This is a genomic window from Microcoleus vaginatus HSN003 (assembly GCF_022701255.1).
GTDB classification, from domain to species: domain Bacteria; phylum Cyanobacteriota; class Cyanobacteriia; order Cyanobacteriales; family Microcoleaceae; genus Microcoleus; species Microcoleus vaginatus_B.
This window is the reverse complement of record NZ_CP031705.1, coordinates 2,516,067-2,530,608: the sequence shown is the minus strand read 5'-3', so window position 1 is coordinate 2,530,608 and position 14,542 is coordinate 2,516,067. Positions and strand designations below refer to the sequence as shown.

At 44.7% G+C, this 14,542-nt stretch carries 11 protein-coding genes and 12 tRNA genes; 16 read left to right on the top strand and 7 right to left on the bottom strand.

Going from position 1 to position 14,542, the window contains the following annotated elements:
• The first annotated feature begins 32 nt into the window (after window positions 1-32).
• From D0A37_RS10905 to D0A37_RS10840, 14 genes are all read left to right on the top strand, one after another.
• Window positions 33-104, top strand: a tRNA-Thr gene (locus tag D0A37_RS10905).
• Window positions 105-110: 6 nt separating this feature from the next.
• Window positions 111-187 (top strand) — tRNA-Thr (locus tag D0A37_RS10900).
• Between the two features lie 5 nt (window positions 188-192).
• A tRNA-Gly gene (locus tag D0A37_RS10895) sits at window positions 193-263 on the top strand.
• A 181-nt stretch (window positions 264-444) separates the two neighbouring features.
• Window positions 445-516 (top strand) — tRNA-Gly (locus D0A37_RS10890).
• Window positions 517-521: 5 nt separating this feature from the next.
• Window positions 522-592: transfer RNA gene (locus tag D0A37_RS10885), tRNA-Val, on the top strand.
• Between the two features lie 6 nt (window positions 593-598).
• Window positions 599-671, top strand: a tRNA-Arg gene (locus D0A37_RS10880).
• 332 nt (window positions 672-1,003) lie between these two features.
• Window positions 1,004-1,077, top strand: a tRNA-Arg gene (locus D0A37_RS10875).
• Between the two features lie 6 nt (window positions 1,078-1,083).
• Window positions 1,084-1,160: transfer RNA gene (locus D0A37_RS10870), tRNA-Ala, on the top strand.
• A gap of 47 nt (window positions 1,161-1,207) precedes the next feature.
• A tRNA-Ala gene (locus D0A37_RS10865) sits at window positions 1,208-1,280 on the top strand.
• A 6-nt stretch (window positions 1,281-1,286) separates the two neighbouring features.
• A tRNA-His gene (locus tag D0A37_RS10860) sits at window positions 1,287-1,360 on the top strand.
• Window positions 1,361-1,364: 4 nt separating this feature from the next.
• Window positions 1,365-1,447: transfer RNA gene (locus D0A37_RS10855), tRNA-Ser, on the top strand.
• A 460-nt stretch (window positions 1,448-1,907) separates the two neighbouring features.
• The gene (locus D0A37_RS10850; protein WP_242724038.1) at window positions 1,908-2,306 is read left to right on the top strand and encodes a dihydrofolate reductase family protein; all 399 of its coding nucleotides are present in this window, start codon (window positions 1,908-1,910) and stop codon (window positions 2,304-2,306) included.
• 30 nt (window positions 2,307-2,336) lie between these two features.
• Window positions 2,337-2,480, top strand: a complete 144-nt coding sequence (locus tag D0A37_RS10845) for a dihydrofolate reductase family protein (RefSeq protein WP_242724036.1) — start codon at window positions 2,337-2,339, stop codon at window positions 2,478-2,480.
• Window positions 2,481-2,677: 197 nt separating this feature from the next.
• Window positions 2,678-2,751: transfer RNA gene (locus D0A37_RS10840), tRNA-Lys, on the top strand.
• Between the two features lie 513 nt (window positions 2,752-3,264).
• Here D0A37_RS10840 and D0A37_RS10835 read toward each other — a convergent pair.
• Both D0A37_RS10835 and cas12k read right to left on the bottom strand, forming a co-directional pair.
• Window positions 3,265-3,558 carry a hypothetical protein gene (locus tag D0A37_RS10835; protein WP_242724034.1) on the bottom strand — a complete coding sequence of 98 codons (294 nt, stop codon included), beginning with the start codon at window positions 3,556-3,558 and terminating at the stop codon, window positions 3,265-3,267.
• A 92-nt stretch (window positions 3,559-3,650) separates the two neighbouring features.
• Window positions 3,651-5,579 carry a type V CRISPR-associated protein Cas12k gene (gene cas12k / locus D0A37_RS10830; protein WP_242724032.1) on the bottom strand — a complete coding sequence of 643 codons (1,929 nt, stop codon included), beginning with the start codon at window positions 5,577-5,579 and terminating at the stop codon, window positions 3,651-3,653.
• Window positions 5,580-5,634: 55 nt separating this feature from the next.
• On the opposite strand from cas12k, the gene D0A37_RS10825 reads away from it, so the two are divergent.
• A complete protein-coding gene (locus tag D0A37_RS10825; protein ID WP_242724031.1) occupies window positions 5,635-6,063 on the top strand; it encodes a MerR family transcriptional regulator in 429 nt (142 codons plus the stop codon).
• Between the two features lie 107 nt (window positions 6,064-6,170).
• On the opposite strand, the gene D0A37_RS10820 is transcribed toward D0A37_RS10825, so the two are convergent.
• Genes D0A37_RS10820 through D0A37_RS29660 form a run of 5 tightly spaced genes read right to left on the bottom strand, consistent with a single transcriptional unit; the run spans window position 6,171 to window position 13,773 of the window.
• A complete protein-coding gene (locus D0A37_RS10820) occupies window positions 6,171-6,875 on the bottom strand; it encodes a M48 family metallopeptidase (RefSeq protein WP_242724029.1) in 705 nt (234 codons plus the stop codon).
• A 1-nt stretch (window position 6,876) separates the two neighbouring features.
• Entirely contained in the window at window positions 6,877-9,990 is a 3,114-nt protein-coding gene (locus tag D0A37_RS10815; protein ID WP_242724028.1) for a type I restriction endonuclease subunit R, read from the bottom strand.
• Window positions 9,987-11,231 carry a restriction endonuclease subunit S gene (locus D0A37_RS10810; protein ID WP_242724025.1) on the bottom strand — a complete coding sequence of 415 codons (1,245 nt, stop codon included), beginning with the start codon at window positions 11,229-11,231 and terminating at the stop codon, window positions 9,987-9,989. The genes D0A37_RS10815 and D0A37_RS10810 overlap by 4 nt, the downstream gene beginning before the upstream one ends.
• Window positions 11,231-13,585 (bottom strand): type I restriction-modification system subunit M, encoded by a 2,355-nt coding sequence (locus tag D0A37_RS10805; RefSeq protein ID WP_508632747.1) that lies wholly within the window; start codon window positions 13,583-13,585, stop codon window positions 11,231-11,233. The genes D0A37_RS10810 and D0A37_RS10805 overlap by 1 nt, the downstream gene beginning before the upstream one ends.
• Window positions 13,495-13,773 carry a SctK family type III secretion system sorting platform protein gene (locus D0A37_RS29660; RefSeq protein ID WP_508632743.1) on the bottom strand — a complete coding sequence of 93 codons (279 nt, stop codon included), beginning with the start codon at window positions 13,771-13,773 and terminating at the stop codon, window positions 13,495-13,497. The genes D0A37_RS10805 and D0A37_RS29660 overlap by 91 nt, the downstream gene beginning before the upstream one ends.
• A 323-nt stretch (window positions 13,774-14,096) precedes the next feature.
• Here D0A37_RS29660 and D0A37_RS10800 point away from each other — a divergent pair, with 323 nt between their 5' ends.
• Window positions 14,097-14,534: a MerR family transcriptional regulator gene (locus D0A37_RS10800; RefSeq protein ID WP_242724023.1), complete on the top strand. Its 438-nt coding sequence runs from the start codon at window positions 14,097-14,099 to the stop codon at window positions 14,532-14,534.
• The last annotated feature ends 8 nt before the right edge of the window (window positions 14,535-14,542 follow it).

The window sequence follows — 14,542 nt, the reverse complement described above, 5'->3', positions numbered from 1 at the left end:
GAGTTCAATTCCCGCCGTCTGCTTTGAAAAAGGCAGGTGTGATTTAACTGGCAAGATGAGGCTCTTGTAAAGCTTTCTTGCGAGTTCAAATCTCGCCATCTGCTTGGCGTGCTGGTGTAGCTCAATTAGGCAGAGCAACTAATTTGTAATCAGTCGGTTGTAGGTTCAATTCCTATCACCAGCCCCACAATTGCGGATATGGTGTAACGGTAGCATTCGAGTCTTCCAAACTCTAGGCACGAGTTCGAGCCTCGTTATCCGCTTGGCTAAACGAGAAGTTCGTTAAATCTCACATTTTGCACCATTCTCCAGAACAGGCAAGATGCCTGTTCCACAAAGAGTAGATTTTCTTGTGGAACAGGCATCTTGCCTGTTCATAAAAAGCTTATTGACACTGGTGCAACATCTCAGTTAAATCCAAAATCTCAAATTTTAAATCGGTTTGCGGATGTCATGTAGCGGCTAGCATCTGAGTATGCCATTCTCAGCGCATGGGTTCGAGTCCCATCATCCGCTTTTGTAGTCCTGAGCTTCGATGGTAGAGCGTTTGCCTTACAAGCAGACGCGGGGTAATCTCCTGTCAGGACTACCAATTTATGGGAGTGTAGCTCAATGGATAGAGCGCCGCGCTTCGGACGCGGATGTTGTGGGTTCAAGTCCTGCCACTCTCGTTGTTTTTGCTTTAATTTAAGGAGGTTAATTCCATTGAATGGATAATTTTTTATATTAAGAGCGATCGCCCTTTGCGTGTCCCAATCTTTGGAGCCTACATACTTTAGTACGAGAGGAAAGGTAACGCTGTCAAAATCAGCGGGCGTTTGAGAACGGGGAGTGCGATGAACCCGGCAGGTTGGCTTAAAGGTAGCCATCCTTTAAAGAGTGTGTAAAAACTCATCGGCGGAGTCCCTCTAGTAACTGAGAAAACGCAATGCTCTGATAAATTGCACGGAAAGTGCGTGAAGCGCAGCTATCCCGTAGGGAATCGCGCCTTAACAAAAAACATGGGAGTGTAACTCAACTGGATAGAGTGTCGAGCTTCTACCTCGAATGTTGTGGGTTCAAGTCCTACCACTCCTGCTGAATGGGTTCGTAGCTTAATTGGTAAAGCATCTAACTGGCTGTTAGAAAGATATCGGTTCAAATCCGATCGCAATCCACCACACCAATTTTAGATTTTAGATTTACTCGACAGGTGAATTTTTTACGCGGGGTCATAGCTCAATTGGTAGAGCGCTTGCTTTGCACGCAAGAGGCCAGGAGTTCGATCCTCCTTGATTCCATTTACGGTGTCTGAAGCCAAAGCGGTAGCGGCGCTGGTTTGTGGAACCAGTAATAGCGGGTTCAATTCCCGTCAGACACCCTTTGGAAGATGCCGCTAAATGGTTGGCAACCAGTCTTGAAAACTGGGGTACAGGTAACTGTAAGGGTTCGATTCCTTCATCTTCCTTTTAACCCACCGGAAGTCGAAAAGCGAGACACCGTGCTGATAACGCGGCGATAGGAGGGGCAGTACCTCTCCGGTGGATTGCTTAGGATTTTATATATAAATAATGGAGGATTATGGTTAAAGTTTTTCCCTAGGTTTGCTATCATATAGTGATAAAAAGTGCGGGGAGGTCGCCTAAATGGAATGGCACCGTAAAAAATTTGGAAAAGCGGCTCTCAAAAAGACGATCTGGTTTGTTGAGTAGGGTAAAAAGTTGCTTCGCGACGTTCCCTGAAAACGCAAACTGGCAGCGGGTGGCGGAGGCACTGAAAGGAATTAACAGTCCGAGATGGGGGTAGTTCTCATCTGCTTGCAGGCAGTAAGGAAGCGCGTTTCCTGAAAGTTGCTGTCGATCGATGCGGGTTCGAGTCCCGTCCTCTCCATTTGTAGTCTTTTCAGTTTATCAAAAGAAAGGTTAAATATGAGAAAACTAAAATATTACGTTGCTGGCACGGTTGACGGATTTATTGCTGGCGAAGATGGCTCATTTGATTGTTTTCCTAGGTCAGGGGAGCCTTTCGCTGATTTGTTCGATTCCTTTCCTGAAACTTTTCCGGCTCACTTTCAGGAAGCACGAGGCATTCGGGTAGAGAACAAGCAGTTTGATGCGGTTTTGATGGGACGGAAAACCTATGAGGTAGGGCTAAATGTTGGTGTAACTAATCCTTATCCCAGCTTGAAGCAGTATGTTTTTTCGCGCACTATGGAAGCCAGTCCGGATGAGAATATTCAACTTGTTTCGGACACTCCTGTTGGATTGGTTGAGGAATTAAAAAAAGAAACGGGTAAAGACATCTGGCTCTGCGGTGGTGGCGCTTAAGCGGCAACTCTTTTTTCGGAGATTGAGGAGATGATTGTGAAGTTAAATCCGGTAGTAATCGGCGCGGGAATCCCTCTCTTTTCTCGTGAAATAGAGCGGACAAATTTGGAAGTTGCCGATCGCAAAATCTATAGCAACGGTTTCATGTTGCTTCATTATCGAGTGAAGGATTAGCAATCAGGACTTTATTCGTTGCAATTGCTACGGCCAAAAAAGGGCTTCAGTCCTTACTACAAACTGATTTTCTAGGAATTACACAAAAATTGTATGCGGTATTTTCTCGATTTCAATGTTGAGTCAGGGCGCTCGCCACAAATTTTTACAAAAATAGTTGAATTTTCAGAACGGTTGTGTTATAGTAGCTTAGATGCGGGAGTATAGCTCAGTTGGTTAGAGCAGGTGACTCTTAATCTCAAGGTCGAAGGTTCAAGTCCTTCTACTCCCATCCCAAATCCTGAACCTGAATTTATCGAAACTAACGATCTGTACAGTAACACATTATTTGTCACTGATAACAGATTGTTGTCACTTTAACAAATTATTTGTCACTAATAACAGATTACTGTCCCTTGGACAAATACAAGGTACTTTTATAGACGACCTTGTTTACGAGACTAAAAAAGAACTTGAACCTTCCTTTCAACCCACCTACAACGATCGCTGAAACCCCGATGGCTTGCTGCGAGCTCTTCAGTCGCAATAATAGAAGTTTCAACCCACCCCTAGTCGGGATGGCCATTGAAGCCTCAGATGTGCCAAGCGCACGGCAAGCGGGTCAATATTTCAACCCACCCCTAGTCGGGATGGTCGTTGAAACCAATCGAGAAATGTTGCTGGCAATGATCCGACACAAATTCTTTCAACCCACCCCTAGTCGGGATGGTCGTTGAAACTCGCTTGAGCTTAAACCCTTACCTGCACGCTAGTTCCAGAAACACTTTCCTAAGCCTCGGAAATTTTACTCTGGAAACTGTCGTAACTGGAGGGTTGACCATCCCAGAAAAAGCCCAAACTTAGTCTGGCTATCAATTTCAGAAGATTCGTGAACCTCCTGGGGATTTCGCTCCCGCTTGGGTTCACGAAAAAAAATAAGGTGGGTTCCTCCTTGGTCGGAGGTGATTGAGTAGCCACCACTGCGGTAAACCCGCACCCTTATTACTGGGGGCGCACCTAATTCCTGTCCGCAAGGGACAGCAGCATCGGGGTGGGCAGCTACCAGGGCCAGAAAGCAAGACCATGTTCCCACAGTCAAACTAACCCTCATTTATCACTGTTCAGAGGCTTTTGCAAGCATGACCAGCGGCGCTATTTACTATTCTAGTTTCAAGGTTCGGGCATTGTCAATTAAGCTTTAGAACGTAAGTCATAGGCTGCGATCGCCAACTCCTTCGCCTTGTCCTGGGGACTACCTCGAACTGGCTGCTGTCCCTCTTCGATCGCCATGCCAAGCTTTTTCGCCTGAGTCTGAATGCAGTCAATTAATCTGGCGTAACTCCACTGATGAACGCTGACGCGATATTGTTTGGCATATTTTTGCTGTCCTTCTATAAATTCTGGACATTTTTGTTCGGCTAAAGCTTGAATTTCGCTTTGAACTATTTCGCGCATATCGCCGAGCTTGGGTAAAACAATGCTACCAGCTTGGTATTTTTGCGCGATCGCCACAATCTCTTTAGCCAGTAATCTGTCGATATATTCACCTAACTCAGACTCTCCAAATTGATTGAAAGCGTCTCGTCTTTGGGCGTTTTGACGTTCATGGGATGAGGAGCGTTTTGCTTGGCGCTGTCGGTTAAGCAATTTGTAATTCTCGCCGAGTAGCTGGCGGATGCTACAGTAGGTAATAACTTTGTGTGCGATCGCATCTACTACGGCTACAGTGGCAGGTTTCTCCAAACCTAGACTAACGCCCACTAAAATGTTACCTTGACCCTGATATAAAGGTTGGCTGGGACGCGGGAAAGGATTGTTGATTCTAGTTAAGGTGGAATTTTTGCGTTGGATAAAGGATTCTTGCTGTTGATTTAGGTCGCCTTTTTCTTTGGCTTTGGTGAGGATTTTAGCGATTTCGGTAGCTTTTTCTTCTTTTACCTGTTTTGTTCCTTCGGCAGTCCACAGGCGGGTATCGACGCAACAGTAGAGGGTTAAATGGTGAAGGTTCCACGGCTCTCCTTTCCCTTCTCCTTCTTGCCATGCAAGTTTACTACTACGGAGAGTAAACAAGGCGCTGGAATGTTGATCTTTGCTGTTTTTTTTAATTTCTTGGTCTGCTAAAAATCGTTGGAACCAGTGGAAGTGGCGTTGGTCGCAATATACTTGAAAGGTATGTTCGCCTAAGCCGCTAAATTTAACACAGAGACGGCTTGAAACGTTTTTAAACCAGGTCAGGTCTTCGTTAGTTTCATAAATGACGGGAAATGGCACGAGGCTAAATAGTTTGAGTAGATTATCTTGCCAAGATTTAGCTTGAGCTTCGTTTTGGGGAACGCAGGATGTAGCTTCGGCTAATGTCTCCAACCATCTAGTAGTGGTCAAATCTCGACCTTTGGGAATTCCAGCAGTTAGCTTTTCTGTGAGGCGTTTAATCTGAATTTCGACTTTGCGGCGGCGTTTGCTAAATTTCTTTTCGTCTTCTTCTTTATCGTTGATTTTGCAGCCATTTTTGAGTAGGTAGCTGATGGCGCATAGATTCAAAATATCTGCTGTATTGCGATAAGCATCAAATAAGATGTGAGATACATTCGGCTTGCTATCTAAGGCTTTGGATTTTTTCGTTTTTTTACTTTTAGCTTTTGGTGGTTGAGATGCAACCGAGTCGGACTGGGGGGTTAATTTAGCCACAATTTCAGTAGCTTTGCTGCGGAGAGTTTCTAAGGTGACACCGCTACTTTCTACGAGTTCGGCATCGCTTTTGAGCATTTCTAGCCAGCGGGTTTTCCCTTCTAATTGGTATTGCAACCGCTTCATTAATGCAAGCCAAGATTTGTAGATGTAGTCCACAACCTTAAGGGCACTGGTGTAAAACCGTGCGGGTTGACTGATGAAACGGGGGTCGGTTTTGAGAGGCTGGCACAGTTGGTTGACTGTACCGCTGGGAAGTTTGCCTTTTTGTCGCCATGTCTCGAAGTCGGGGTGATTGGCTACGAGTGCCAGTAGTTCGTTGATTAGGGGCGTGTTTTTGCCTGCCATCAATTCCCAGAGTTGGCGGCGGGTGGGCTCGTTGGCGACTAAACGGCACTGGATGGTGATGTGGCTCATGTTATTAGTAAACACATATCCCCAATAATAACACAAAGGTGTAATAACAAGCTGTGAGTAAAATCGTTTTATGCAACAAACGTTTTTCACCAGCAAGCAGGCGGCTGATATTACAGGCTGCACCCTTCGCCAGTTGCAGTATTGGCGAGAGAAGGAGATTGTTGTGCCTGCGATTACCGGGACGGGTACGGGGCGGAGTGTTTATTACTCTCGGTCTGATTTGGCGGCATTGGCGACGATGGAGTATTGTCTGTCTGTGGGGTTGACTTTTGACGTGGCGGCGATGACGCTACAACGGCTGAGGGAGAAGGAACCGGAATTTACAAATTCGGTTTCGCTGGGGCGGTTTATGTTGTGCTGGGATTCAAAAGAGCGATCGCTCCAACTGGTAGAGTTTGATTGGGAGAGTGCGATCGCATGGTTAAAAACTGGTCAGCCTGTGATTCCGCTCTGGTTAGATCAGATTCATCAAGGGCTAGCTAGTAAGCTGGTGAGTTAGGCGCGATCGCATTTTTGCATTTAATTAGCCTTGTCGTTGTTTGAGCTGAAGGTAATTCATTGGCGGTTGCTGGAAAACTAAAAGAAGTCGATAGTTCCAGTTGAATCTCAATAACTTCCCAGTGGAGAGCGGTTCAATTCATCTTTATAGAAACGCCAATCAGGAAGGAATCGGTTCATTAACATTGTGAATCGCTCGTTATGATGCCGTTCTAAAAGATGCGTCATTTCATGGACGACGACGTATTCCAGGCAGTTAGGAGCTTTCTTGGCTAATTCAAGGTTCAACCAGATGCGTTTCGCTTCAATGTTGCAGGTGCCCCATTTGGTTTTCATCTGCTTCACTCCCCAATCGTTTACCTGAACGTCTAGAATTGCTGCCCACTTTTCGATTAATGGAGGAATTGCTTGTTTTAACTGCTGTCTATACCAATTCATCATGACTTGTTGCCTTTGGGCTTCGTCGCTTCCTTCCCTAACGTAAAGGTCGATATAGGTGTTGTTTCTTACTTGTACCTTACTCTTACCTTGGTGATATATAATATTTAGTAAATAGCGTTTGCCTTGGAAATAGTGGCTTTCACCAGAGACAAATTCTCTTTTTGATTGCCGTTCTTGCGCTTTGAAATTTGCCTGATGCTTTTTGATCCAAGAGATTTTTGAGATAGCAAATAAACGTAGAGCTTCCTCATTCACTCTCAGAGGTGCAGCAATCCGAACTCGACCATCGGGAGGGTATACCCCAAGGTGGATGTTTTTAATATCTTTTCTATCAATATCAATGACTAGATCGCTGACACTTATCTGATACATCCTAATAGTCGCTTTGATTCTTCACGATTTCAAAAATTATATCTACTTTTTCAGAGGAGTCAAGGTGTTTTTTGATGGCGTTTTTTACTTCGCGCTCCTTGATTTTATTGCCGCGCCAAGCATCCTTTTTGGTTTGGCGGATTTCATTGTCGATCGCCAATGCCAGATCCTGATTTTGGTCTAGGTTATCGTATAACGCTCGTTTGGCGGGAGTATCCAGAGATGGAGGGTACTGGGTTGAGGTTGCAGGTTGGGTAACTTGTCGGCTGAGAGCCACAATTTTATTCAAGTAGTCCTCATACTCCTGAGCGGCTGTTTTGCGTTCTTGAATCAGTTTATCCAAGAGTTCCGACATTGTGCCGAAATATTTAGGGTTGGTGGGGCGTTGTTCGATGATAACTTTGCGTAGATTGTTCTCAATGGTTTCCGCAACGGCTTCTGGGTTTTGTCTGATGCCTTTGGGTAGGGTATTGACTGCATCCTTACCGCGATCGACAATCAACTCAATCAGCGTCATATCGTCGAAAGTGGAAAGCACTTCGCTCTCTTCTGCGCCAATGTAGCTATCGATCAGGTGGCGCATGGCGGGTTCATAGGCTTTCAAGTCGATCGCATCCCCGCTGGCAAGTTTGACTTCGGCGCGAATCTGTTCGTAATATTTGACTTCCTGCTTAATGGTTTCAATTTCAGCAGAAGAATAGCCAGCTTCTAGCATATCGTTTGCTAAGTTAGCGTAAGCTCGAACTAGAGAAGCGGTGAGTTTGTAGAGGCTAACTCGCTTTTGTTCGTGTTCTTTTACTAAATCTGGGTCTTCGGTGTTGGAAGCACAGAAATAACGGATGTAGGCCAGGGTATTTTTTTGCGGTTCTACAGGCTCGCACAGGGCTTTGATGCTTTCTCTGGCAGTTTCTAAACGTTCGACTCCCTTTTCCAGGCGATCGCTCAATAACCCCTCCACATCGCCTCGATCGTAGTCCTCAAACGCTTCGGCGGTGTAGTCGAGAATGGATTTCTCCAGGGTGTTGAACAAATCTTTGTAATCGATAATATAACCATACTCTTTATCGTCACCATCCAGTCGATTAACGCGACAAATCGCCTGAAACAAACCATGATCTCGCATGGTTTTATCTATGTAGAGATAGGTGGTGGGGGGCGCATCGAAACCAGTCAGCAGCTTATCCACCACAATCAGCAGCTTCATCTGGGCGGGTTCATCAACAAATTTATTTTTGACCTCTTCCTCAAAGGCTTCGGGGGTTTTACCATTCAGCATTTTTTGGTAAATCTCATACTGCCGCTGCTTTTCGGTGTATTCGTCTCCGCCGGTGCTTTCGCCTTTGATGCTTTGGAGGGAGCCATCGTAAGAGGTGACGATCGCGCATTTTTTGAAGCCGCGATTCTGGAATAACTCATAATATTTGCAGGCTTGGTAAATGCTGCCTGCCACCAGCAGAGCATTGCCCCGATTGCTTTGGAGACGGTCTTTGGTTTCAAAGTCTAATAGGATATCGCTGACAATTTTTTCTAGTCTGGATGCCGAACTCAAAACCTTCTGTAAGGTACCCCAGCGCTGTTTTAGTTGAATCTTGGCTTGTGCGGTTAAGCCTCTAGTTTTCGCTTCAAACCACTGGTCGATTTTGGTTTCGGAAGTGATGAATTGATCGACATTGCGGGCTTCGTAGCGTAAATCGAGAACTACTTTATCGGCTACGCCTTCATGAAATTTATAGGTATGAATGTAACCGCCAAAGACATCAATGCTATTCTGCTTGTCCTTTTTGAGTAACGGCGTACCTGTGAAGCCAATAAACACGGCATTGGGCAGGATTTCCTTCATGGCATCGTGCAGCTTGCCTGATTGGGTGCGGTGGCATTCATCTACAAATACATAGATATTGCCTTTGGAGGAGAAATCTTGGGGGAGACTTCGCTTGAGGTCTGCAATGTAGCTGTCGTAGTCTGCATCGCTGACTTTATCTTTATCTTTTTTGCCGAATTTATGAATTAAAGAACAGAGTAGCCAGGGGGCCGTGCGATCTAGTTTATCGATCAGGTCGCTGCCGTTTTTGGTGCGATAGATGTCTTCGTTAACGCCTTTAAAAACGTTCTCAATCTGCTTGTCTAGTTCATCGCGATCGGTCGCGATCAGGACACGGGCATCGGTGATATTTTCGCGAATCCATTTGGTCAGCCACACCATTGTTAGACTTTTGCCACTGCCTTGGGTGTGCCAGATAATGCCGCCCTTCCGTTGTTGCAGAAAGGTTTGAGTGGCTTTAACACCAAAATACTGGTTATGACGGCAAACTTTTTTGATGCCGCGATCGAACACAATGAAGTCGTGGATTAGTTCGAGGAATCGTTGTTTTTCGCAAAGGCGCAGCAGAGTGCAATCGAGTGCGTTGTCGGCAATGTCGCAGTCTAAACTGGATAAATATTTGTTTTCTTTAGGGTCTGTTTTAGGATTATAGTCTGGGTTTTCTTCTTTCCAAGTCAGATAATATTTTTCGGGGGTTTCGATCGTGCCGTAGCGTAAGCCTTGGGTGTCATTGCCTGCCATAACAAACTGCATGGTGGCAAAGAAGGATTTGATAAATCTTGAGGTTTGATTATCGAGGTTTTGGCGGATGCCTTCGGAAACCGAGACGGTGCTGCGTTTGAGTTCTAATACATTCAAGGCGATGCCGTTGACATACAGCACCACGTCCGGGCGTTTTGTATTTTCGCCTTTGACTGTAACCTCTTCGGCAATAGCAAAGTCGTTTTCTAAAGGGTTTTCCCAATTAATCAGCCAAACGGTTTGGGCGTTTTCGCCGACTTCTTCTCGGATTTTGACCCCATAGCGTAGCAGGCTGTAGACGGCTTTGTTGATGTCGTAGAGGCTTTTGCTTTGGTCATCTGCGACTTTTTTGAGTTCGTACAAAGCTTTGTTAATCAGGGTGTCGCTGTAGCATTGTTTGTGACGCCAAAAGTTGGTGAGGAGGTCGGTTTCGATATGGCTGTTATTGGAGCGATATTGCCAGTTGCCCAGATAGCTATAGCCCAACTGCTGCTGAAACAGTTGTACAACACGGTTTTGGGTTAAGCGTTCCCGTTGTCCGACTTCACTCATACCAGTCGAGTCCTCCCGGTGAGAAGTTCCTGCATCATTCCCTGTTTGATGGCTTTGTATTTATCGCGTTTTTGCTCTAAGGCTTCGATTTCGACATCCATATCACTGAGGATTTGCGCGATCGCTTTTTGTTCTGCGATAGAAGGGAGGATAATTAGGATAGATTCAAAATCTGTTTTGTTGATCAAAGGAACTGCTTGTTCACTTGCACTAGCTTTAATTATAGGTGCTGAATAGCTTAGTGAATAATACAAATAATGTGCTGAATAAGATTTATTGGGAAAAATCGCATTTATCTGCTGATTAGATGTCAATTCTATTGTAGAAATTCCTATTTTCCCAATGGTAGATCCAATACAGGTAAACAATATGCTAGACTTGGGAAACTTTCTAGAAAGATTAAAGCCTTTTAATGAAAGTTTTTTTTCTGTATTTATAATAAATTTGTGATTGCCCAGATCGGCAGGACTTACAAATAAAAACTCATCTCCATAGTTTTTAGGGTCTTTAGTTGGAGGGGTATTTCCAGTAACAACTTGTCCTATCTCCCCCAACTTCTTTACTTCCCACTCACCGCTAAAACTGGGTAGGCGTTTCTTCCCCGTAAGGAGTTGCTGCATTGCGCCTTGCTTGATGTTCTGCTTTTTGGTGATGAGGCGATCGAGTTCTGCGAGCGCGGCATCGGCATCACTGAGGGCTTGTGCGATCGCTTTTTGTTCTTCTATCGTGGAGGGGAACGCAACGACAAGACTTTTCAGGGCATCTTGATTTATATTTGTATTTGCGCTGACTGTACTATTGTCAATCAATCTTTTTCGGAAGCCTTCTTCATAGAAACAGTATTCCTTATAACCCAAGTTTAATAAGTCGAAGTCTCTAAACCTAATTAAAAAACCACTATAAACTGAATCTTTTAAATCCTCGGTGATGACAGATGTTAGTCCCACTCCTTCAGGTTTAACTGAAGAACGAACAAACAATACATCTCCTTTTTTTAAGTCATATTCACTTCTTTCTTGTTGCGTTGAGTTTACTAAGCCCAAGGATGATTTGTTGGATAAACTTGCACCACTAAAAATATCTAATAGATTTACAAATGGATATCCAAAGCCAAATTCTTCTTTTGCTTTGTTAATACCATTCTTAAATTTTCCTATATCACCCAGTTTTTTTGTTATCCAATCGTCAGGAATAACTCCTGCATCAGTCTGTTGATAACCTTCTGGTATATTCGTCTCCATCACCGCACCATCCCCATTTTCTTCAAATGAGCCTCCACCCGACTCGTCAACTCGTCCACCCGACTCGTCAACTCTGGCAAAGGTGTCTCATATCGTTCTGCCAACTCCTTAATTCGTTGCGTCAACCGTTGCGAAATCCGCTCCATCTCCGAATTTATCGCTTGTTGCAGCGTTACCATCCACTTATCATCTACTACAAGCGTTTTAATCTCGTCCTGTGTTAGATTTCCATATTTTGTTAACACATATTTCTCCAGAAATTGAGTCAATAATTTAATTTCTTTAGTAACTTCCGCCTCTTGCTCAATCAGTTTTAAATAAGCCTTTAACACCTTTAACTCATCGGCAAACGTTGCATCATTCTTGATTGTCTTAATGCGCTCATTTACATTTGCTTTAGTAATTTTGCCACTATCATTAGTAACTTCTTCCAGCAAACCCTCCTCGCCACCGTGTTCTTCTTGCAGTTCCTCTTGCTGGCGAACAATGTCATCTCTTTTCGCTTCCAATTTTTCAATCGCCGCCTGTTCAGCCTTAAAATAGCGGTTAATCATCAACTCCTTCGGAATCAGTTCGCAGACATAATCTGTAATTGCACCTTTTTTATTTGTTACCCCTTTCAGTTCTGCTTTCCAGCCATCCTCAACCAGAATATAAACATCATCCTTCATACTCTCCACCCAATAAGTCATTAGGTGCTGATAAACATCGTATTTATCAATTAGACTTTTTTCAGTAAAAGCTTGCAACAAATCTTCTGAAAGACTGTAAATAATATCCTTGGGATGATGTCCCGGTTGGATATCTTTCAGCCAAGGTGTATTTTTTGCTTGCCACCCTTCAAAAACCGCCTGAATTTCTTGCCCATAGGTAATAAATTCTGGATAGTCAAAAATGCAGGCTTTGACCTCCCCTATGGAGATTTTTAGCTTTAAATATCCAGGCCGCTCTGCTATTTCAAATAGCTTCTGCTTTAGCGTCGGATACACCTGCCAATACTCACTCAACGCCTCAACGTCTCGCTTGGGAATTCCTCCCAACAGATGCGCCTCAATATCCTGAATATCTTCCTCTTCCTGGCTGTCGATGTAGCGGGGAATATTCAGGTTGTAGTCGTTTTTAGATTCAGCAATTTCCTCAAATGGCACAAAGCGGGAATACTTCGGAATCTCTAGCTGTCGATTAAACACATCAACAATTTTGTGAATATCCTGATCCCGCAATCGGTTCTTATTGCCATCTTTGACAAAACTTTTGCTGGCATCAATCATAAAAATGCCCTGACGCTCCTCGGCATTTTCCTTATCCACCACAATGATGCAGGCAGGAATCCCCGTTCCATAAAATAGGTTGGGCGGCAAGCCAATAATGCCTTTAATCACTCCCTTGCAAATCAAGTTCTTGCGGATCTCTGCTTCGGCATTGCCCCGAAATATAACCCCGTGAGGCAGAATTATCGCCCCCTTACCCTTACTTTTAAGCGAGCGCAGCAGATGCAGCAAAAAAGCATAGTCGCCATTTTTCGCCGGAGGGATGCCATCCTCAAAGCGCTTAAATTCGTCTTGAACCGGGTTAAATCCATTGCTCCAAGCTTTTGAAGAAAAAGGCGGATTTGCAACAGCAAAATCAAATTGTTTCAGTTTCCCATCCGCTTCTCTAAACAGTGGGTCTGCCAACGTATTCCCTTGTAAAATATCTGCCGTAGGATGCGCGTGCAGAATCATGTTCATCTTAGCCAAGGCGCGAGTAGCGTTGTCCATCTCTTGCCCATAGATGGTTAACCCCCGTGCAGCTTCATCCGCCGCCTTCAGCAACAAAGAACCGCTGCCACAAGTCGGGTCATAAATTGTCTGATCCTGGCTTTCGGCAGTATTGACCCCAATCACCTTAGAAATAATCCGAGACACTTCCGCCGGAGTATAAAACTGCCCTTTGCTTTTCCCTGACTGGGTGGCAAAGTTCCGCATCAGGTACTCGTAGGCATCCCCTAACAAATCGTCCCCATCTGCCCGATTTTTACTAAAATTCAGGTTCGGGTCATTAAAGATATCTACCAAGTTAGAGAGCCGATCCTGCATCTCCTTACCTTTGCCCAACTTGTCAGCATTATTAAAATCAGCAACGTCAATAATGCCCTTCAGGTCATTCGCTTCCGCAAGTTTGGCAATAATTTTATTGATTTTGTCCCCAATCTCTTTGTCGCCTTTGAGCGCCACAATGTCCTGAAAGCTTCCCCCCTGCGGGACTTCAATCAGGGCATCCTCTACCCCTGCATAGCGGTCAGAAACATATTTAATGAACAATAACGCCAGCACATAGTCTTTGTATTGCGAGGCATCCATGCCGCCCCGCAACTCATCACAGCTTTTCCATAACGAACTGTAAAGTTCACTTTTCTTAAGTGCCATCTTGTGCAGCCTTGTACAGCGCGTCCTAAGTTTTGTCTGCTAGACAGTGTTAGAACGCAATTAATTATTTTACCTCGAAACGCAACCAGCCCGCAAAGAACCAGTAATATTTCACAACATCCAAATCTATTCACTGACCAAATCGTCTTTTTGCGTAAAGCGTAAAGGCTTTTAGTATATTTTTATTTCAGCAAAAGATGTAAAACATCTTTGGCATTGCCCTTCAACCCATAAAGCTGGAATTTTGAATCTTGCCCCACAGTTAGGACATTCTGACAGCAAGCGTAACTGGTGGCGATCGCACCCCGTTGCCGTCTTAAACTGCCACTCTATCCGGTGACAAGGCGACTGGGGATAACACGGACTAAACGGCACTGGAGGGTGATTTGGCCCATTGCTATTTTTAACATTAATGTTTCAATACTAACATTAATGTATCAATTAGCGCTCCTGTACAATGAGGTTCATCGAAGAGCGCTTTTTTACGAGTAAGCAGGCGGCCCAGATTGCAGGCTTTACGTTACGTCACTTGCAGTATTGGCGTGAGAGTGGAGTTGTTGTCGCTGTGATTACGGAAACGGGGACGGGGAGGAGTATTTACTACTCTGAGGGAAATTTGGTGGATTTGGCGACGATGGTTTATTGGCTGTCAGTGGGTTTTACCTTTGAGGTGGGGCGGGAAGTGCTGAAGACGCTTAAGGAGCAGTATCCGGGGCTTTTGAGCGATCGGGAGCCAAAACGTTTAATTTTTGTCAAAGAACCACAGGAAGGAGTGGCCAAGCTGGTAGAGTTCGAGCTGGAGAAAGTCGTCGCAGCTTGGGCTAAGGGTAAGTTTGTAGTACCGGTTTGGTTAGATGTGATTTATGGGCGGTTGCGTGAGAGAGTGAAGGGGTAAAGTGCGAT

Coding starts and splice junctions, on each gene's coding strand:
- D0A37_RS10850 (WP_242724038.1), top strand. CDS start 1,908: ATGAGAAAACTAAAATATTACGTTGCTGGCACGGTTGACGGATTTATT.
- D0A37_RS10845 (WP_242724036.1), top strand. CDS start 2,337: ATGATTGTGAAGTTAAATCCGGTAGTAATCGGCGCGGGAATCCCTCTC.
- D0A37_RS10825 (WP_242724031.1), top strand. CDS start 5,635: ATGCAACAAACGTTTTTCACCAGCAAGCAGGCGGCTGATATTACAGGC.
- D0A37_RS10820 (WP_242724029.1), bottom strand. CDS start 6,875: ATGTATCAGATAAGTGTCAGCGATCTAGTCATTGATATTGATAGAAAA.
- D0A37_RS10815 (WP_242724028.1), bottom strand. CDS start 9,990: ATGAGTGAAGTCGGACAACGGGAACGCTTAACCCAAAACCGTGTTGTA.
- D0A37_RS10810 (WP_242724025.1), bottom strand. CDS start 11,231: ATGGAGACGAATATACCAGAAGGTTATCAACAGACTGATGCAGGAGTT.
- D0A37_RS10800 (WP_242724023.1), top strand. CDS start 14,097: ATGAGGTTCATCGAAGAGCGCTTTTTTACGAGTAAGCAGGCGGCCCAG.